This is a genomic window from uncultured Parolsenella sp., from assembly GCF_934660935.1.
Taxonomy (GTDB): domain Bacteria; phylum Actinomycetota; class Coriobacteriia; order Coriobacteriales; family Atopobiaceae; genus Parolsenella.
On record NZ_CAKUIH010000013.1, the window covers coordinates 20,869 to 41,583 of the forward strand.

The 20,715-nt window shown below is 63.1% G+C and carries 14 protein-coding genes; all 14 read left to right on the forward strand.

Annotation, left to right across the window (positions count from 1 at the left end):
* Nucleotides 1-6: 6 nt before the first annotated feature.
* The gene (locus tag Q0H23_RS06955; protein ID WP_293836943.1) at nucleotides 7-981 is read left to right on the forward strand and encodes an L-lactate dehydrogenase; all 975 of its coding nucleotides are present in this window, start codon (nucleotides 7-9) and stop codon (nucleotides 979-981) included.
* Nucleotides 982-1,430: 449 nt separating this feature from the next.
* Nucleotides 1,431-4,340 (forward strand): FctA domain-containing protein, encoded by a 2,910-nt coding sequence (locus Q0H23_RS06960; protein WP_293836945.1) that lies wholly within the window; start codon nucleotides 1,431-1,433, stop codon nucleotides 4,338-4,340.
* Between the two features lie 633 nt (nucleotides 4,341-4,973).
* Nucleotides 4,974-6,923: an InlB B-repeat-containing protein gene (locus Q0H23_RS06965; RefSeq protein ID WP_293836947.1), complete on the forward strand. Its 1,950-nt coding sequence runs from the start codon at nucleotides 4,974-4,976 to the stop codon at nucleotides 6,921-6,923.
* 73 nt (nucleotides 6,924-6,996) lie between these two features.
* Entirely contained in the window at nucleotides 6,997-7,293 is a 297-nt protein-coding gene (locus tag Q0H23_RS06970; protein WP_293814828.1) for a hypothetical protein, read from the forward strand.
* Between the two features lie 260 nt (nucleotides 7,294-7,553).
* Nucleotides 7,554-7,769 carry a helix-turn-helix transcriptional regulator gene (locus Q0H23_RS06975; protein WP_293814827.1) on the forward strand — a complete coding sequence of 72 codons (216 nt, stop codon included), beginning with the start codon at nucleotides 7,554-7,556 and terminating at the stop codon, nucleotides 7,767-7,769.
* 253 nt (nucleotides 7,770-8,022) lie between these two features.
* On the forward strand, nucleotides 8,023-10,080 hold the full coding sequence (locus Q0H23_RS06980) for an elongation factor G (RefSeq protein ID WP_293814825.1): 2,058 nt from the start codon (nucleotides 8,023-8,025) through the stop codon (nucleotides 10,078-10,080).
* Between the two features lie 286 nt (nucleotides 10,081-10,366).
* Nucleotides 10,367-11,689: a hemolysin family protein gene (locus Q0H23_RS06985; RefSeq protein WP_293836949.1), complete on the forward strand. Its 1,323-nt coding sequence runs from the start codon at nucleotides 10,367-10,369 to the stop codon at nucleotides 11,687-11,689.
* 411 nt (nucleotides 11,690-12,100) lie between these two features.
* Nucleotides 12,101-12,757, forward strand: a complete 657-nt coding sequence (locus tag Q0H23_RS06990) for an RlpA-like double-psi beta-barrel domain-containing protein (RefSeq protein WP_293836951.1) — start codon at nucleotides 12,101-12,103, stop codon at nucleotides 12,755-12,757.
* Between the two features lie 152 nt (nucleotides 12,758-12,909).
* Nucleotides 12,910-13,506 carry a hypothetical protein gene (locus Q0H23_RS06995; RefSeq protein ID WP_293836953.1) on the forward strand — a complete coding sequence of 199 codons (597 nt, stop codon included), beginning with the start codon at nucleotides 12,910-12,912 and terminating at the stop codon, nucleotides 13,504-13,506.
* A gap of 78 nt (nucleotides 13,507-13,584) precedes the next feature.
* Nucleotides 13,585-14,028, forward strand: a complete 444-nt coding sequence (locus Q0H23_RS07000; RefSeq protein ID WP_293836955.1) for a YtxH domain-containing protein — start codon at nucleotides 13,585-13,587, stop codon at nucleotides 14,026-14,028.
* Between the two features lie 104 nt (nucleotides 14,029-14,132).
* Nucleotides 14,133-15,077, forward strand: a complete 945-nt coding sequence (locus Q0H23_RS07005; protein WP_293836957.1) for a PRC-barrel domain containing protein — start codon at nucleotides 14,133-14,135, stop codon at nucleotides 15,075-15,077.
* Nucleotides 15,078-15,112: 35 nt separating this feature from the next.
* Nucleotides 15,113-17,017: a polysaccharide deacetylase family protein gene (locus tag Q0H23_RS07010; RefSeq protein ID WP_293836959.1), complete on the forward strand. Its 1,905-nt coding sequence runs from the start codon at nucleotides 15,113-15,115 to the stop codon at nucleotides 17,015-17,017.
* Between the two features lie 428 nt (nucleotides 17,018-17,445).
* The gene (locus Q0H23_RS07015) at nucleotides 17,446-19,287 is read left to right on the forward strand and encodes a CBS domain-containing protein (RefSeq protein ID WP_293836961.1); all 1,842 of its coding nucleotides are present in this window, start codon (nucleotides 17,446-17,448) and stop codon (nucleotides 19,285-19,287) included.
* Nucleotides 19,288-19,444: 157 nt separating this feature from the next.
* Nucleotides 19,445-20,635, forward strand: coding sequence for an Nramp family divalent metal transporter (locus Q0H23_RS07020; protein ID WP_293836967.1), 1,191 nt, complete (start codon nucleotides 19,445-19,447; stop codon nucleotides 20,633-20,635).
* Nucleotides 20,636-20,715 lie beyond the last annotated feature (80 nt).

A 20,715-nucleotide genomic window follows, 5' to 3' on the forward strand; every position in this document is an offset into this window, starting at 1 on the left:
TACGACATGGCATACATCCGCAAGGTCGGCGTCATCGGTCAGGGACACGTGGGCGCGCACGTCGCGAACGCCCTTCTCATGCAGGGTCTTGCGGACGAGCTCTATCTCTGCGACATCAACGAGCAGAAGCTGACGAGCGAGGTCCAGGACTTCACTGACGCCCTGTCGTTCTATCCCCACAACTGCAAGATCGTCGCCTGTGGCGCCGAGTACGAGAAGCTCGCTGGCTGCGACGTCATCGTGAACGCCGCCGGTGACGTCTCCGCCGCCGCCAAGGACCGTGACGGCGAGCTCTTCGTCACCTCCGAGATCGCCCGCACCTTCATCGCCCGCGTTGCCGATGCCGGCTTCGAGGGCGTCTGGGTCTCCATCTCCAACCCCTGCGACGTCATCTGCACCGAGATCTGGCGTCTCTCCGGCTGTGACCCCAAGCGTATCGTGGGCTCCGGCACTGCTCTGGACTCCGGCCGCCTGCGCAATGCCATCTCCAAGCGCGTCGGTCTCGATCAGCACTCCATCAACGCCTATATGCTCGGCGAGCACGGCGCGTCCCAGTTCGCCGCCATGTCCTGCGTGAGCTTCGGCTGCAAGACGCTCGCTGACCTCGCCGCCGAGCAGCCCGAGCGCTTCGGCTTTGACCAGGCCAAGTGCGAGGCCGAGGCACGTCACGGCGGCTACGTCACCTACGCCGGCAAGCAGTGCACGGAGTACGCGGTCGCCAACGCCGCCGTCCGTCTCGTCCAGGCAGTCCTTGGCAACGAGCACTACGTGACCTGCTGCTCGACGCTGCTCACCGGCGAGCACGGCGAGGAGGGCATCTTCTCGTCCATCCCGTGCGTCGTGGGTGCGAACGGTGTCGAGGAGACCTTCGAGCTGCCGCTCGACGAGCGCGAGCAGGCCGCCTTCCACGCGAGCTGCGAGCACATCCGCGGCAACATCGCCCAGCTCGGCAGCTGGTGGAACGACGAGGCCCGCGTATAGCTAGGCGTTCCCGGTGCGGTGCCGTGACGCCCGCCCTTGCCTTGCGATAACTGAAGAGATGTGGTTTGCCCGGCAGGCTTGCGTCTGCCGGGCTTTTCTTTTGCGTCTGGTCTCGGCGTTGGGGCCATGGCTTGCGTTGGGTCTCGGCATTGGCGTGGGCCTTGCGCAAGGCGTGGTGCCACCGCTATGTCTTGCATCGAGGCTCGGCGCTGGCGTGGATCTTGCGACGCGAATGCCGCGCCGTTGTGTGCCCCATCATCCGCACCACGCATGACTTTGGACGGCATTCTGTCCCCAAATATGCATATAAGCTATATTTCCGCAGGTAGATAGCTTCTTTTAGCAAACTTTAAAACGGAGCCGTCTATTTGACGCCCTTTGGGGCCACCGTAAATGTAGTTTGACGGCTCCGCGCGATCGGCGCGCAAGCGCTGGGGAGAGGAGCTTGTATGAAATCGAACGGCCACGCGAGCCGCTCGTGGCGTCGCCGTCTGTTTGCGGCAGCCGCTACGGTCATGCTCGCGCTTGGGATTGCGACGCCCACCGCGGCGCTGGCGGAGAACGCCGGCAGCGTGGTTGATAGGACGCCCGCCCACAGCAAGACCATCACGGACAACGGGAACGGCACGTATGACCTCACGCTGTCCGTGACCGGCGACACCGAGCAGTCCTCGTCCGCCAAGCCGGTCGACGTCGTGTTCGTCGTGGACGTGTCTTCGAGCATGAACGACAAGGTGGACGGCTGGTTCGGCAAGAGCCGCATGAAGGCCGCGCACGATGCCGCTGCCACCCTTGCGAACAGCCTGCTCACCGGCGAGAACGCCAACAAGCAGATTCAGGTCTCCGTCGTGACGTTTGGCACGAACGCCCAGGTTGCCACAGGCTTCACGAGCGATCCGAGCGTCGTTGCCAACGCTGTCCCGACGGCTGCCGAGAGGAACCAGGGCACGAACTGGGAGGGCGGCCTCAAGCTCGCGAACGCCCAGACGAGTGGCCGCGAGGGTGCCGAGAAGCACATTGTGTTCCTCTCCGACGGCAACCCGACGTACCGCGTGAGCCCCATGGGCTATACGGAAACGGACGAGGGTGGCTGGTTCAGAACGGACGAGGGAGGCTTCTTCGGCTGGAAGCTCTATCCCCAGGTCGATCAAAAGAATGACGACAACCTTTACGGTTTCGGTAACGTCGATACCGACGACGGCCGTTGCTACTCCGCCGCCAAGGCTGAGGCCAACCGCCGCAACGGCGCCAACCTGTTTGTCGTGAGCGTCGCCAAGGATGCCGACAAGATGCAGTCCTTCGCGACTGACACCGCTGGCACCTTCCTCGACGGCACCACGGCTGACAACCTCGCCTCTGCGTTCTCTCAGATCGGCCAGGTCATCACCAAGTCCGCCGGCTACAAGGATGTCAAGATCGTCGACCAGCTCACGCAGTGGGTCGAGGGCACGGCCGCGGACGGCTCCATCGAGTATGCCCGCTATGCCAAGAACGATGAGGCATGGAACGACGCTCCTCCTGCTACCATCAACGGCGGCAACCTCAGCTGGAATCTTTCTAAGCTCGGTACGCTCGAGAAGGGCGTCACCTACTCCGTGACGTTCACCATTCGCCCCAGCGACGCGGCCAAGGCTAAGGTCGCTGCGGCTGGCGAGGCTATGACCTTCGAGACGAACGTGGACGCTGCGAGCTACGTCGAGTACAAGACCGTCCAGACGCAGACTGGTCAGGGCGAAATCGTCTCCGATGCCAAGACGGCCAACTTCAAGGTTCCGACGATTACGCTTGCCGCTCCCGCGTCTGTCAAGGTTATTGGTGCCGAGAGCCTCGTCGGTCACAAGACGCTCAAAGGCCGCGCTCTCGCCGCTGATGAGTTCAAGTTCAAGATTTCCGCCATCGATGGTGCACCGCTTCCTGCCGAGACGACCGTCTCCAACGACGCCGGCGGCTACTTCCACTTCGGCGACATCAAATTCACCAAGACGGGCACCTATCTATACGAGGTGGCTGAGGACATCAGCAATCTTCCTGATACCGTCAGCCCCAAGACGTCGCCCATGACCGTCGAGATTGACGTGACCTACGAGCAGGGCGCTCTCAAGGCGAACGTTAGGCTTCCCGAGGACGGCCTAGAGTTCGTCAACGAGTACGGCCCGAAGAACAATGCTACGGTTTCCCTGAGCGGCCACAAGACCATCGACGGCCTCAATGCCCCGGCGCTCAATGGTGATGACTACTGGTTCACCCTTGCCCCTGTTACCGAGGGTGCCCCCATGCCCGCCGTTGCGACCGAGACGACCGTCTCCAACGATGCCGACGGCAACTTCCACTTCGGCGTCATCACCTTCACCAAGGCTGACCTCGGCGACGAAATGAGCAAGATGTTCGAGTACACCGTCTCCGAGAGCGGCTCCAAGCCCGGTGTCACCAACGACGGCGCTCACACCGTCAAGATCACCGTGACCGATGACGGCAAGGGTAATCTCACCGCTGTTCCCGATGGCGACCTCAACTTCGTGAACAAATACTCCGCCAAGGACGTCTACTTCAACGTGTTGCAGAACGTCTCCGTCACGAAGAAGCTCGATGGCCGTGACCTCAAGCGGGGCGAGTTCAACTTCGAGCTCGTCGAGGGCAATCAGGTCGTCGACACCGCCACCAACGCGGCCGATGGCTCCGTGGTCTTTAAGGCCCAGCAGCACTACACCGAGCCTGGCACGCACTTCTACACGGTTTGCGAGGTCCAGGGCGACGCCGCCGGCGTCAGCTATGACACGAACACCTACACGGTTACCGTGAACGTCAAGGACAACGGCGAGGGCCAGCTTGTCGCGAGCACCGAGGGCGCGAACGAGATCGTGTTCAACAACACCTATGCCGCCGCTCCCGCGACCGTGAGCCTCACGGCCACGAAGGTCCTCGAGGGCGCCGACCTCTCTGATGGTCAGTTCACCTTCGAGCTCCTCAACAACGGTGACGTCATGGATCGCGCCACGAACGACGCCAAGGGTAACGTCGTCTTCCGCGAGCTCACCCTGAAGCAGGCTGGCACCTACACCTTCACCATGCGTGAGGTCGCCGGCGACGTCGAGGGCATGACCTACGACAACGCCGAGTACACGGTCAAGGTTTCGGTCGAGGACGAAAATGGCCAGCTCGTGGCCAGCGTCGAGGGCAATAACCCGACCTTCACCAACAGCTACACTGCTCCTGCCGCTAAGCCCAGCGAGCCCGAGCAGCCCGCGAAGCAGCTTCCCCAGACGGGTGACACCAACAACGCGACGCTCCCCATCGTGTTTGTCGTCGCCGCCGTTGTCTGCATTGCTGCTGGCGTGACCGTGAGCCGCAAGAGGAAGTAACCTCGAAGCTCGCAAATAGCGTTTGAACCACGAGCCCGGTAGGTATTTCGCCTGCCGGGCTCTCATTTTGCGCCGGATTTGAGCCTCATAAATAAGGGGATAGCGAAGGTGAGCAGCCAATCGGGCTTAGCGCGAGTAGACCCCCAATTTCTCGCTGCAAAACCGCAGATGAGAATGAGCTGGGATTGCCGTCTACTTCTCCAATGGCAATTTGGCTGCTCACTCTCGCTATCCGTTAAATATCGAACCCGAATCTGGTGCCCTAAAGACGCGTGGTTAGGCATCGAATGGTCGCAAATTGGTATCGGGCCGCGGGTGCGTAGCGCTTGTTCATTCACCATCGCGGTGCGGGTCGTAACGCGTTTGTTCACGATTTCGCGAGACCGCAGCACCCGATACTCTGCCATCGACAAATATGCACGTCACGCATGGCGAGTATGCGTTCATGCGGCAGTAAAAAGCGGGCACCCAGGCTATCACTCCCTAAATATGCATATAAGCGATATTTTGGCTGGTTACGCGCGGATATACCTAATTTTGACTGAGGGGATGCCCTTTTTTCTTTCTCATAACGCATGAGCTTGAGTAGCGCGATGCAGGCATCCGCCACCTGATGGGTGAGAGGAGCCTTAAATGAAGATGGACAAATCGCACCTTGCCGTGGGATGCGGCCGTGTCGCCACAGCCGTGATCGCGGCTGGCCTCGCAGTCTCTCTCGGGGTGCTCGCGCCTTCCGTCGCTGTGGCCGATGAGGCACCTGCGACTACGCTCGAGGCGACCACGCAGCAGGTCCCCGCCACCCAAGCTGCCGACGAGCCTGAGGCCGATACGGATGTCGCCGCCGCTGCTGCGCCTGTCACGCTTGCAGCAGAGGGCGCTGCTGACGATCAGCCCGCCGCAGGTGCGGAGACGCCGGCCTCCAAACCCGTTGCCAAGATCAGCGGCAAGACCTACGCGTCTTTTGACCAGGCCGTCGCCGAAGCCAAGGACGGCGACACCATCGAGCTCCTCGATGATGTCGTGACTGAGAACGGCTTCGGCATCAAAGGCATGGCCCTCAAGGTCAATGGTAATGGCCACCGTATCACCGCCAACAAGCGCGGCGTGTATGTCCTCAAGGACGGCAAGCCCGCGTCGCTCACCTTCAACAACGTCAACCTCACCATGGCTCCCGTGGAGGGCACTGCCGTGGCGGCTGGCAACCAGGCGGCTTGGGCTGCTGTCATCCTCAACTACGGCTGCGACCTCGTCTTCAACAACTCCACCGTTACCCTTTTGCCGGCGGGCAACGTGTACACCGGCGTTCATTTCCACGACGGCGCTAGACTGACGCTCAACAACTCAAATATGTCCGTGAAGGAATTCAAGATCAACGGCTTCGCCGCCGGCGACGCGAAGACGACGCCCTATCCGACGGAGATCAACGTTCTGGGCGGATCCAAGCTTGAGGTCTCGGGCAACGGAGCGGGTATTACTGCGTCGATCCAGGTCACGGTCGATGACTCCAGGCTCACGAATTCTAACAACCGCGGTAACGGTTCGAACGGCGCGGACTACATCGTGCGCAACGGCTCCGTCGCGGACGTGAGCGGCAATGGTAGCCATGGCATGTCCGCCCGCAACGTCACAATCGCCGGCTCCTCCACGGTCACCTGCAACGACAACGGGTACTCGGGCGTCTATTTCACTGGCAGCCTGGACGTCGATCGTACGTCGTCCCTGAAGGTAAACCATAACGCTCAAAAGGGTGGCGGCGGCCTCCGCGCGATGTCGTCTACCGCCAAGGGCCACGTCGCCGAGGATGCGGTGGTCGAGGTCTGCGACAACCAGCGCAACGGCCTCGAGAACATGGGAACCTTCACGTTTGACGAGGGTTCTAAGCTCACAATCATGGGGAACCGCGATCCGGGTAACGGTGGCGGTGTCTTCAACTCCGGCAACCTCACGCTTCCCTCCGATGCTGTCATTTACAACAACCACGCCGACAAGTCTGGCGACGATATCTACAGCAGGGGCACCATCAAGTTTGGCGGAACGGGTTCCGGCTGGACGCTGAATGACTGCAACCACGCGATTGACGGCTGGTATGACGACGCTGCGAATTCGCGTTGGTCTGCGCATGGCGAGACCAAGCACGTTGTGCTCACCCAGCCCGGCACGATGATCAAGGGTGCCATTGCCCTCAAGGCGGCCCATGGCCTCGTGAACGTTGACTACAAGTTCGTTGGTGACGCTCCCGAGGGCGTCAAGGCTCCCGATGCCGATACTGACCTCGAACTTGGCGCTTATACCGCCAAGGCCCAGCAGCCTGTCGACGGCTACACCTTCGACGGTTGGTACACCGACAAGACCTGCACCGCCAAGTGGAACGACGGCGACGAGCTTACTGGCTCCATGACGCTCTACGGCAAGTGGACCAAGAACCCCGCGGCTCCGACGACTCCGGACGCGGGCAACAAGACGCCTGATAAGAAGCTGCCCCAGACCGGCGACACCGAGTCTGCCGCGCTTCCGGCCCTTCTTACAGGTGGCTCTCTTGCCGCACTTGGGGCGGGCATCGCGCTGCGCCGTCGCGAGCACTAGAAACCTTGTGGGCCGTCGCCTGGGTATGCGGGCGACGGCCCCTTTTGACGACCAGAGATTGGATGGAAGCGAGATGACAAAGAGAGCCAAGGTGAGTGCCGTCGCGGGTGTGCGCCTCAATGAGCGCGAGCTGGCGATCCTCAAGCGAATTGCGGACGGCGACGGGACGCATGTCCTGAGCATCAGCGGGCTCGCTCGCGACTTCTCGTGTAGCGAGGGGACCGTCAGGAACTCCATCCACTCTCTTGAGGGCAAGGACCTCGTCTCGGTTCGGGCACGGTATCTGCGCAATGGTGGCCAGCTCGAAAACGAGTACGAACTCACGAGCGAGGGCGAGCGTGTCGTGAAGGTGGACTCCGAGTTGGATTGAACATTCGGCCGGCAAATGGATGCCTTTTATAAATGTCCGCAACCGCTGTTACGCTGCGCAAAGTATCGTAAGGATAGCGAGTGGGTCCGTAAGCGAAGGGCCTGCTTGTTAGTGCGGTTTGAAGGCTCATTCAAAAAAGTGCGGGGGGGGGGGCGTCGCTGGCCAAAGGCCTCGCGCTCCCCGAAGCAAGCCGGTCCTCAGCACCAACGAAAGGTTGGTGAGTACCGATGAGCCAAAAACGCTACAAAGAAGATGAACTGATGTACAGGGTCGGGCGAACCTTCGCCGAGGCTCGCGCTGAAGCCAACCTCACGCAGGGGGAGGTCGCAAAGATTTGCGGCATCCACCAGTCCAGCCTGAGCCGGCTCGAGCAGGGGAATGGCAATGCAACTATTGCCACGCTCGAGTCCGTCGCCAACGCGCTCGGCTGCCGCATCGAGGTGAGGTTAACCCACCCGACGGTTCATAAGGAGTAGAGCCTCCTCACGGGGAGTGCTTCCTCGATAGATGCCGGGCTCTGTACCATTCGCCACGCCTCACGCCCCGCTCGCCAGACACGCTGGCGGGCGGGGCTTTTTTGTCCAGATGTTTGGGTACGGTAAATCCAACGAATGCCGTGGCGTGCGTATGGGCACCCCGACGCCCATCCAGCCAACGGTCTGGGTGGGTCGCGTGCGGCGATTTTTCCCTCTCCGTTGGGCCACGTGGACCTCAACGGAGGGAGTCATCATGAGCGAGAAGATCAGGAACGTTGCCCTCGTGGGCCAAGGTGGCGTGGGCAAGACCATGCTCGCGGAGGCCATGCTTCACCTTTCAGGCGTCACCAGCCGCCTGGGTGGCCACAAGGGCACCAAGCCCACGCTCGACTACGACCCTGAGGAAGAGAAGCGTTCCTTCTCGATCAAGCTTGCCATGGCGCCCGTCTCTTGGGGTGGCGCGCGCCTGAACGTGATTGATGCCCCCTGCTATCCGGACTTCATCGGCGACGCGTATGCTGCCATGTCTGCCGTTGAGACGGCCATCTTCGTCGTCGATGCCGCGGGAGACCCGGGTGCCGTCACTACCCGCCTGTGGTATGCCGCCGAGGACCTCTCCCTCGCGCGTGCCGTCTTCGTGAACCGCATCGACCGCTCCGAGGCCCAGTATGACGCCACGCTCGCCGCGCTGCAGGAGCGCTTTGGCCAGCGCCTCGGCGCCGTCACGCTGCCGTGGGGCGTCGGCGAGGACTTCAAGGGCATCATCGACGTCATCCGCATGAAGGCTCGTCACCTTGACGACGCGGGCAAGCCCGTCGAGTGCGACATCCCCGCGGAGTACGCGGACGCCGCCGAGGAGGCTCGCGCCCGCCTGTGCGAGCTTGTCGTCGAGGCGGATGATGAGCTCATGCTCAAGTACCTCGAGGGTGACGGCCAGCTCACCCAGGAGGAGCTCGAGGGCCTGCTCGCCAAGGCCATTGCGGAGCGCATCTTCGTACCCGTCTTCGCCGGCTCCTGCACCGCCGAGGAAGGCGTCACGAGCCTGATGGATGACATCGCGACCTACTTCCCGAGCGCGAGCGACTTCGGCTCCGTGCCCCTGGTGAACGGCGACTACCTTGACATCGACGAGGGCGATGACCGTCCGGTCGCCTTCGTGTTCAAGGTCCTGAATGACCCGCAGAACGGCCGCCTCGCCCTGGCGAAGGTGCTCGCCGGCACGGTCAAGCCGGGCCTCGAGCTCATCTGCGCCCGCACCCGTAAGCCCGAGCGCCTGGCCCACATCTATCGCATGGTTGGCCGCGATATGTCCGAGGTTTCGTCCGCCGCTGCTGGCGACATCGTCGTCGTGCCGAAGATCGCCGCCATGGCCGGAGACACTCTCTCCGTCACGGGCAAGGTCGAGGCTGCGGCCTTCCGCTTCCCCAACTCCCTCTACCAGGTCGCCATCGAGCCGGACAAGCGCGGCACGGAGGACAAGCTCTACAGCTTCCTCGAGAAGAGCTGCGACGCGGATCCCACGATGTCCGTCTCCCGCAACGAGGACACCGGCCAGACCGTCATCTCCGCCATTGGAGAGGCCCAGGTCTCCGTCCTGCTCGATCGCATGGCCGCCCGCGCGGGCGTCACGGCCCACATCGTGCCGATGCGCGTGCCCTATCGCGAGACCATCCGTCGCACCGCGAGCGCCCAGGGTCGCCACAAGAAGCAGACTGGCGGCGCCGGCCAGTACGGTGATTGCTGGCTGCGCCTCGAGCCCAACCCGGGCGCGGGCTATGAGTTCGTTGACGAGGTCGTTGGCGGTCGCATTCCCAAGGGTCTCATCCCCGCGGTCGACAAGGGAGTCCAGGAGACCATGCGCGAGGGTGTCGTCGCCGGCTACCCGATGATTGACGTGCGTGTCGCTTGCTATGACGGTAGCTATCACTCCGTTGACTCGAACGAGATGGCTTTCAAGTCCGCCGCCCGTCTCGGCTTCCTGAAGGCCGCGGAGCAGGCGGAGCCCGTCGTGCTCGAGCCCATGGCCAAGCTCATGGTGACCGTCCCGGAGGACTACGCGGGCTCCATCATGGGTGACGTCTCGGCATCTCGTGGCCGCGTCGAGGGCATGGAGGCCGGCGAGCGCGGCACCACCGTCATCCAGGCCCGTGTTCCGTACGCGGAGGTCGTCGACTACGCCACGCGCCTGCGCTCGCTCTCCCGCGGCACGGGCGAGTTCACGCTCGAGATCGATGGCTACGAGCAGGTTCCGTATGACGTCCAGGCAAAGCTCGCGGAGGAGTGGCAGAACCGGCGCAACGCTGGTAGGTAGTTCCTAGCTTCCAGGGGGCATCGTGTAAGGCGAGGTCGTAACGGGGGTTGCGGCCTCGCCTTCTGTTAGGGATTGGCCATGCTCCAAGCATAAGTGCCCAAGCTGGGTATACTAGAAGGACTGTGCCGGCCGTTGCCGGTATAAGTGCCGGGATGGACCCGGCACCTGCCGGAGGCGTCCGGCGTATTAAGAGCGAGGAGCCCATGAACGCCAAGAGTGATACCGGAGACTGCCACAGTAGCAGCTCCCTTTCCTGCCAAACCTCCAGCTTGAGGGGGGTGGGATCATGGGCGTAGCACTCAGCATCATCCTCACGCTGCTTCTCACGCTCGCGAACGGTTATTTCTCCATGTCAGAGGCGGCGCTCGTCGCCGCGAAACGCGCCGTGTTGGAGCATGACGCTGACGAGGGGGACCGTAAGGCGAAGGTAGCGCTCGAGCTTTCGGGCGATTCCAGCCAGTTCCTCGCGGCGATTCAGGTCGCCATCACGCTGGTGGGATTCTTCTCTGCGATGGTCGCATCCACCACGCTGTCAGACCCGCTGGCGTCGTGGCTCATCTCCCTCGGCGTGCCCGCTGCCCCCACGAAGGCCATCGCGCCGATCGTCATCACGGTGATCGTCTCCTATGTCTCCGTCGTGATGGGCGAGCTCGTTCCCAAGCGCATCGCGCTCGCGAACGCGGAGGAGGTCTCGAAGAGCGTCGCGCCCTTCCTGCGCACGTTCTCCAAGGTGGTCGCACCCCTCGTGTGGCTCACGGCCAAGTCCTCGGACGGCCTCTCCAAGATCTTGGGCATCAAGTCCGCCGACGATCGCCAGGATGTCTCCGAAGAGGAGATTCGCTACATGGTGACCGACGCCGACGACCTCTCTGACAAAGAGAAGTCGATGATCCACGAGATCTTCGACCTCGGCGACACCATCGCCCGCGAGGTCATGGTCCCGCGCGTCGACCTCACCGCCGTCGAGGACACCGAGACCCTGTCTGACGTCCTCAGGCTCATGCGCCGCACCGGCTATTCCCGCATCCCCGTCTACCATGAGGATGTCGACCGCATCGTGGGCATCGCCCACATCAAGGACCTTCTCGCGCCCATCGTCGACAAGGACGAGGCGGACCGTGCCGTGGGCTCCTATGTCCGTGCCCCGATCTTCGTGCCGGACACGAAGGACATCATCCCGCTTCTCTCGGAGATGCAGAGCAGCCATGACCAGATGGCCATCGTCGTGGACGAGTACGGCGGAACCGCCGGCGTCATCACGATCGAGGACATCGTCGAGGAGGTTGTGGGCGAGATCGAGGACGAGTTCGACCCGGACAACAAGTACCTTACGCGCCTGTCCGAGCGAGAGTGGCTGGTTGACGGCCGCTTCTCGATTGATGATGCGCGCGACTTGGGCTGGCCCATCCCTGACTCGGACGAGTTCGAGACCGTCGCCGGATTCGTGCTCGACCTTGCGGACTCCGTGCCCAGCCCCGGCGAGGTCTTCACCGTCGATGGCTATACCTTCCGCGTTCAGTCCCTGCGCGGCCGTCGCATCGCGCTTCTCCGCGTGACCGCGCCGGAGGCTCCCGCCGAGGATGAAGAGGAAGAGGCCGAGGAGGACTAGACTTGGCGCTTGGGTCTTGTGCCACGCGGCGCTTTGGAGCCAGCACTCGAGCCTACGACCGCTTTGCGTCCTGGCGCTCTGGGGCCTGCGGCGGTCCGGTGTGCCACCTAGGTCCGCCGCCGTTCGCGGATGCATAGAATCGGCGAACAAACGCATAAGCCCGTGACCTGCGGATTCATGGGGACTCTTCATTAACGCTTCATAAAACGGGTGCCGTTCGCCAGCGGGCGAGCGGCACCTTGCATATTTAAGATAAAATAGGCTTCTGATGTCGCATGTAGGCATCAAAGCTTGCAGCCGGATGCTGCAGCATCGGGGTATTGAACACCAAACACGACCACGCCTCGATTATACGCAGGGATGCTGTTCTTTCGAGCTCCCCCGAGGCGGAGGACGCGCTTGGCAAAACGCGTGAATAAGACGAGGCGCTTTAGGGTTGTGCCGCTCACGGTGACGTTGGGCGTTGCAATCATGGTGGCCGTCGTCTTTGCCGTCACTCACGTTGGCCCCGCCCGCGCGGCGATTGGCACTGATGACGTAGCGGCTATCGGAGTTGGCGACCTGTCCTCGACGGCGCAGCTCTCCAGCGATGCCGCGGGCAAGTTCGCTGAGGCGGAGACCCCCGCCACCACCACTGATCTCACTAGCTCTTCCACTCGTACCGGCTATGTGGTCAAGACCATTGGTCCCTCTGAGGCCGGTTCTGTCTCCGCCGGTGTCGCCATGGACGGCGACAACGTCGTCGTCACCCGTGACGAGGGCTGGCAACAGGGCACCGCCTCCGCATACACGCTCGCCTGCAACGACGGCTATGACGCCACGGCCTCCGGCACCAAGCTTACCGAGAACAGCATGACCGTCGCCGTCCCCTCCAGCCGCTCCGATCTTCTCGGCCGCACGGTCGAGATTTATTACAACGGCATGACCGTCACCGCCAAGGTCACCGATACGGGCGGATTTGCTCCTCTCGGTCGCGATCTTGACCTTGCAGGCGGCGTTTGGCGCGCTTTTGGCGCAACCTCCACGGATAACTGGGGCGTTCGCACCGTCAGCTATCGTTTCCTGTAAGGGAGATGACGCCGGGCTCTTTCTACCCGTCGGCCACATAAGAGTCATTAATCCGTGCCATCCGCCTGACGTCGTCGGGCGGATGTCTTTTTATCGGCTACCATTGCAGCATGGGCGCGCCGCAGGGGCGCGACAACGGAGGGAACCAAAGCATGGCTCAGCTCATCGAAATCAAGCGCGTTGCGGTTTCGCCGCAGCATTTCACGGCCCGTGTGCGCATCGCCAACGGCGGCCCGCTTACCACGGACGAGGACCTGATCGGCACCACCCACGTCTATAACCTCCTGCCGGAGATCATCGATCACGCATGCCTTGGCGACGCGGGGGAGACCTTCAAGGAGGCCATGGGCGCCACCGAGGTCGCCCATCTGCTTGAGCACGTGACCATCGAGCTCATCGCTCGCACCGGCCTTGCTGGTGACATCTCGTGCGGCCGCACCTGGGAGGTCACGGGCGAGCCTCGCACCTATGACGTGCAACTTTCCTGCCCGGATGACGTCCTCGTTGCCTCCGCACTTTCGAGTGCGGCGTGGATCTTGCAGTGGGCCTATGCGGGCGCGGTCGACCCCAAGCCTGATGTGGATGCCATCGTCTCCGGCATTCGCGAGCTCGTGGAGCACGCTGAGGAGATCGCCAGCCGCGAGGCCGCGGAGGACGCCGCCGCCAAGGGTGCCGCCGAATCCGAGGGCGCTGCCGATCAAGAGGGCGATTGTGCTGATACCGCGTCTACCGAGAACGAGGAAGCATAACCGCCTGCGTGGGTATAATCGCCTACAACGACCGAATAGCCGTGCGTCCGCGTATGCGGAGCGCCTAAGGAGGCAACAATGAGCAAGGGTGCAGTTGGATTTGTCCTTGGCAGCGTCTTTGGTGCTGCGGTGGGTGCCGCTGCCGGCATGATGCTGGCTCCGCGCTCCGGTGCAGAGAGCCGCGCCATGGCTGCGGATGCCATGAATGACGCGTGGGACGCCGCCGCTGACGCTTACGAGAAGGGCGGCAACGCCGTCGCCGATCGCCTGAACAACATTCGTCCGTCCGTCGATGCCACGACTGACGAGCTCCGTGCCAAGATCGATCTTGCCCGCGAGCGCATGGACCAGCTCCGCAACACCATCTCTGACAACGTCGCCGTCGCCGCTGACAACGTGACCGCCGCCGTCTCTGATGTCGCCGAGAAGGTTGGTGCCGCTGTTCCTCAGGCTCCTGCTGCTGAGGCTGCGGATGTCCGCGTCGAGGACGTCGCCGAGGATGCCGAGGGCACCGAGGAGTAGGGCTCGGTCATAGAAGTAAGAAGACACGGGGCGCCGGCGGTCAACCGCGGGCGCCCCGTCGCGTGCTTGGGCTCAGGCGCGCCCATAGATAGCCGGGGGTATTGATGGCAAAGCAGATGATGGCCAAGCTCGTGGGCTCACGCGTCTACGTGCGGGGAAAGCAGACCAAGAAGCAGAAGAAGGACAATCAGCCAGCTGATCCCAAGAAGATCGGCAAGGTGCACAACCTCGTCTTCTCCGCGGATAGTCGCGTCGTTGTCGGCGTGATGCTCAAGCGCCCGGACATCGCGGGCATGGTCAAGCAGGATGACCGCTTCATTCCGCTTGACGCGCTCAAGTTCGTCGATGCGGGCGTCATCTGCCGCGGCGAGAAGGATGACTTCGACAAGGACGCCTGCAAGCGCCTGAGCCTCGACCTCGACCATTGCATCATCTGGGGCGGTGCGGACGTCTACTGCGAGTCCGGAAAGTTCCTCGGCTATGTCATGGACGCCAGCGTCGACGTGGAGACGGGCGAGGTCGATTGCTTCTGCGCCCAGGAGGGCTCCACGGCATCTTCGCTCGTGGGCACCTTTGACATCCCGGCGGCGTGGGTCGTCCGCTATGACCGCGGGCGCATGATCGTGAGGGACCAGGCTGCGAAAATCGAGCTTTCCGGTGGCCTCGCCGGTAAGGCGGGCGAGGGCTATGCGGCCGCCAAGGAGGGTGCGAAGCAGGCTGCTTCCAAGGCCGGCGCCGCCGCCTCGGTTGCCGTCGACAAGGGAAGCCATGGGCTTGGCAAGGTGATTGGCAAGGCCAAGGTTGGCGTTCAGCATGCGGTGGAAGACTTCCAGGAGGCTTCCGGTGCGAACGGCTCGGCACAGACCGGCAAGGCTGCGGCAAACGCGGCTGCGGGAGACGCTTCGGCGGCCGCCGAAAATAGGGTAGCGCAAGCCAAGACCACGTCCGATAATGGACAGAAGGCTGCTCGCGTCGTTGGCGAGCAGCTCGGCAAGACCAAGGGCATGTTTTCTGGCTTCCTGCGTGAGTTCAAGGACGCGAGCAAGTAACGGCGTGCCCGCATTCCCGAACGAACGGAACCAACATGTCCTATGACCAGAATCCCTACGGCGACCAGCGCCGTGGTGATGACCGCCGTCGCGCTCATGACTCACGCGCCGGGGGCTATGACTCGTATCAGCGCGCCGGCGGCGAAGGCTACCGTGGTCAGCGCCCTGCCGGCGGCCATCGTGGCCAGAGGCCTTCCTCTGATGCCTACGGTAGGACGGGGAGCTATGGGGCCGGCGCCGGTGCTCGTGGCTACGCCAGTGATCCGCGCGCCCCTCGTGGGGATGCATATGCCCGTGACCGTCGTGCCGGAGGATATTCGGCAGGCGTGACCTCTTCGCGTGCGGGCGACTCTTCTCGTAGGCGGGTTGCGTCTCGAGACGGGCGCTCTGCGGCGCCTCGTCAGCGCGGCCGCTATCAGGATGCCCCGCAGCTGGGTGGCGGGGATCGTCGTCGTGCGTCTGGCTCGTATGCGCGCCAGGGTGCTGGCAATCGCTATTCCACGCCGACGGGCGGGCGCTCGAGCTCGCGTGGCCGCGACCAGGCAGGCCGCCGGTCCGCGAACGGTCGCGGTGGCGCACCCAAGATCGGGATGCCCAGGCTTACTACCAGTGCGTTTAGCGCCCATGGCCGCGGTGGTATGCCTGCCGGTGGCGGGCGTCGTGTGGACTTCGCTGGCGCACGCCCCGCGATCATCGGCATTGCGTGCGTTGCCATCTGCGCGATCGTCGGCATTCTTTTGTGGTCGAATCGCAAGGTCGACATCAAGCTCAATGGCGAGGACTTTAGCGTCCGCGTGAACAGTACGTGCGAGCAGGTCATCTCCGCTGCCGAGCTCTCGCCCAAGGCAGGCAACCTCGTCTCGGTCTCTGGCAAGAACCTGGAGGACGGCGCCGGCTATGCTTTCACGGCGACCCTCGGGGGCAACGAGCTCTCTTCCGAAGATGCCGCGGCGTATCGCGTGGCCGGCGGCGACGAGCTTGAGATCGCTGATGGTGGGGACCGCATGGAGGACTACGACGTCCAGGTGATGCAGGAGAGCCCGCAGCTCGAGATGGGCGGTGACGCCTGGGGCAACATCACCTATATCTCCCAGTGGCCGAAGCCCGGCTCGTACGAGATGCGTACCGGTAAGCGCTCGGGCGAGGAGGCCCGCGGCGATACGCTCGAGGAGACCCAGAACGCCATCATCACCGTGCACCAGATTGTGCCCGATGACGGCAGGAAGCTCGTCGCCCTCACCTTCGACGATGGTCCTGCGGAGAAATATACTGAGGCCTACCTCGACATTCTTGACAAGTACAACATTCACGCCACGTTCTATAACCTTGGCCAGAACATCGAGGCGTATCCGGATATCGCCAAGAAGGTCATCGACCAGGGCAGTGAGATCCAGAGCCACACCTACCAGCACGCACAACTCACCAAGCTCGATGCCTCGGCGTTGCAGAGCGAGTTCTCAAGCGCCTTCCAGGATATTAAGGACAACGCTGGTACCGATACCACGGCGTTCCGTCCGCCTTATGGCGACTTCAATGAGAATGCCTGGCTCAACTCGGGTGGCCTCGCCAGCGTGAGCGTGCTGTGGAACCAGGACTCGCTTGACTGGAAGCGTCCCGGTGCGGATGCGATCGTCCAGAACTCCCTCAAGGGCATTACCTCGGGAAGCATCATTCTCATGCATGATGGTGGTGGCAACCGCGACCAGGATGTCGAGGCGCTCCCGACCATCATCGAGACCCTCCAGGGGGAGGGATATGAGTTCGTCACCGTGACGGAGCTCATGAAGAGCGACAGCTCCATTCCCGAGGACATCGCGTCCGGTAATGCGACGATGCCGGAGGGTTGCGTTTGGCCCACGGAGATCAAGGGCGATGACGACGATGCGACGACTGCCGCCACCACCGCGGCGGCAAGCGGAGACGGCTCAGGCGAGGACTAGGAGCCGCCGGCGCTCGGGTGGCTTGGGCGCGTGCCGGGCGGATGCGACGGCGTGCGGCGGAGCCACTTGCGGGCGTCCCTGCCTGGGAACGAGCTGCTCACGGGTGTGCCTGACCGCAGCTTTTTTGGGCAAGGTAGTCGCCCCTTACCCTCAGCTGACGTTTTGCGTGTACAATTGGCGGCGCTAGGGCCTCGATGGCCCGGCGCCGCCGGTTTCGTTTAGGCGGTGGTGCAGCATGTTCGCCGCGCCTCTATCCAAAGAGAAGGGTCATTGATGAAACCTCGACCTGTGAGTCGATGACCCCGTGTGACGTGCTTCAAACGGACGCGCCGCATGGGGTGTCCGAGCCTCGGCGCCGTCGCCTGAGAGCGTCTCGCGCGGGTGGCTAAGATTGCGATCGCTTTGGTCGCAAGCGCGAAGGAGCACAAATGATTTATCTGTCCCAGCTTCTGGGAAATCCAGTTCTTGACGCCAACGGCGAGAAGATCGGCGTCGTCAACGACCTCGGCATCGCCACGCGCGAGGTCTTTCCCCGCGTTACTTCGCTCGCATTCCGCGGCCCCGGCAAGACGCCGTTCATGATTTCGTGGCGCAAGTACGTCGACTCCTTCGATGACGGCGAGGTTAGGCTCGCGGTTCCGGCGACGGATATCCGCTTCTCCTACCTGCAGCCGGACGAGGTCCTCATCGCGCGCGACCTCCTCAACAAGCAGATCGTCGACACGCGCGGCATGCGCGTCGTCCGCGTAAATGACCTCAAGCTCTCCGACACGAGCCAGAGCCAACTGCGCCTCCTTGGTGCCGAGGTGGGCGCTCGCGGCATCCTCCGCGCACTGTCTCCCGCCCTCGAGCGCCTGGTCGTTCGCGCTGCCCACGCTTTTGGTGATGAGATTCCCGAGAAGATCATCGCGTGGAACTACATGGACCTTATCGATCGAGACCTTTCGAGCGTGAAGCTCTCTGTCTCGCACCAGACGCTCGATGACCTGCACCCCGCTGACGTCGCGGACATCATCGAGCAGCTCGACCCGCGCCTGCGTGGTCAGGTCTTTGCCCAGTTGGATGACGCCCAGGCCGCCGAGGCAATTGCGGAGCTCGATGACGACGAGATGGCCGCGAGGATCATGGACAACATGGAAGACGCCGACGCGTCGCGCATGCTGTCCGAGATGGACCCAGACGACGCCGCCGAGCTCGTGGGAGAGCTCGACTATGAGCGCGCCGAGAAGCTCCTGCGCCTCATGGGCATCAAGGAGCAGCGCGCTATTCGACAGCTGCTGGGCTATAAGGACGACACCGCGGGTCGAATCATGACCTCGGAGTTCGTTGCCTTGCCGCGCGACACCACCGTTGCCGAGGTCGTCGACCGTATGCGTGCACTTCCGGAGGACTTCGAGCCCGTCAACTACATCTACGTGACCGACGACGAGGAAAAGCTCGCCGGGGTCGTTCCCGTGCGCCGCCTGTTCGTCTCGCAGCCCGAGGACACCATTGGCAAGCTTGCCAGTGATGACGCCGTTCTCACCGCCAGGCCGGATGACGACCAGGAGGACGTCGCCGAGGACATCGCCAAGTACAACCTGCTTGCTATGCCCGTCGTTGATGAGAACAGCGGCAAGATTCTCGGCATCGTCACGGTCGATGACGCGCTCGACGTTCTCGAGGAAGAGCACGAGGAGGACCTGCGCATTGCGGGTGGCTCGACCAACACCTCTGATTCCGGCGAGAGTTCGGGCGAGTTCCTGCGCTTCCTCCGCAACCAGATGTGGTTCTTCTTCTGGGCGATTGCTGGTCTTGCGCTCGCGCTTCTTCTCGGCCCGGAGATTGGCATTGCCGTCTCTGTGGGCGCGCCCGTCGCGCTTGTTGCGGCTAGCGAGATGATTCGCTACGTGACCGGCTTCTTCATCGAGTATGACGAGGATGACGAGGACGCGCCGTCCATTGGCGGCTTTGCCGTCAAGGGTCTCGCGATCGGTGTGGTTTGGGCTGCCATCGTTCTTCTCGTCATCGTGGGCGTGAACGGCGTTCTCTCGACCGCGAGCGAGGGCCTTGGTGCCGTTGTGTTTGAGCTGCTTCGCGGCTTCGAGGCGGCTGCGGTCGTGATTGTGCTGAGTTTCGCCACGGCGCCCGCGTACCTCAAGTTCCTCCGTCAGCGCGATGCCAATGGCGTGGATACGAGCGGACTGGCTCTCCAGATTGCCGCTCTGGCGATCGCCCTCGTCGTGTTCGTCGCGGTGGCCTTCCTGCTGACCACGCCCGTCATGGGATAGCGAGCATGGCGAACCGATGTGACTGCATAGGGGGCGAGGCCGCGTGAGGTCCTTCAAAGCGTGGCGTAACCTTCGAGGTGTCCGAGCCGTGGGCGCCGACACCTCCACCACCTCGCCGGTGCGCAAGCCGCTCAAGGCGGCGCTCGTTCTCGGCGCGATGGGGCCGGGCCTCCTGACCGCCCTCGCCGGCATGGACGCCGGCGGCGTGGCGACCTTCTCAAACGCCGGCGCCGTCTTTGGCTATGAGCAGCTGTGGAGTATCCCGGTGATGTGCTTCCTGCTCATCGTCGTGCAGGAGACCGCCGCGCGCATGGGCTGCGTCACGGGCAAGGGCTTTGCGGCGCTCATTCGCGAGCAGTATGGCGTGCGCCTTTCTGCGTTCGCGATGCTGGCGCTCATCATCTCCAACACGGCCGTCACGCTGTCTGAGTTCGCCGGCCTTGCCTCTGGTATGCAGCTGTTTGGCGTTCCGCCCATCGTGAGCGTGCCCATCGCCGCCATCGCGGTGTGGCTCTTGGGCATGAGCGGGTCTTACAAGCGCATCGAGAAGATTCTCCTCGCTATTGGCTGCGTGTTCGTGACGTACGTCGCGGCGAGCTTCATGGTGGGGCCGGATTGGGGCGTGGTGCTCCACTCCACGTTCCTGCCGCAGGTCAATGTGACGCCCGCATACGTGAGCCTGCTGGTGGCAAATATCGGTACCACTATCTCGCCGTACATGATCTTTATGGGCCAAGGCAACGTTGTGGAGAAGAGCTGCGACGCCGATGATCTTCCCTATCAGCGCATCGATACCGTGAGCGGTGCCGTGGTGGCGCAGCTCATCGCTTTCTTCATCGTGGTCTGCACGGGTAGCGTGCTGCACCCAGCGGGAATCGAGGTCAACTCGGCCGAGGCCGCTGCCCGCGCGCTGGCGCCTCTCGCCGGCCCGTATGCTGAGGTCCTGTTTGGCGTGGGTCTTGTGGGCGCGAGCTTCCTTGCCGCGTGCGTGCTGCCGGGCATCACCTCGAGCGCCGTGTGCGAGGCCTTTGGCTGGGAACGCGGCCAGGACAAGAGCTGGGCCGAGGCCCCGGCGTATCGCGGCATGGTCACGGCGATTACGCTGCTCTCTGCGCTTGTCGTCGTCATGCCCAACGTGGACCTCTTCGGCATCATGATGGTCGCGCAGGTCATCAACGGTGTGTTGCTGCCGGTCCTTCTCGTCTTCATGGTGCGCATCGCCGATGACCGCCACGTCATGGGTGCCTACGCCAACAGCCGTCTCTGGACCACTCTGACCTGGTTCATCGTGGTCGTCGTCGCGATCCTCACCGTCGTGATGTTCGTGCTGCAGGCCATGGGCTACTAGCAGCACTTTCGCCGCCGCCGCGCTGTCGCCGTGCCGCCGCCGGGTCGCCGCGCCGCCGCGTCGCCGAGCCGCTGCCGGGG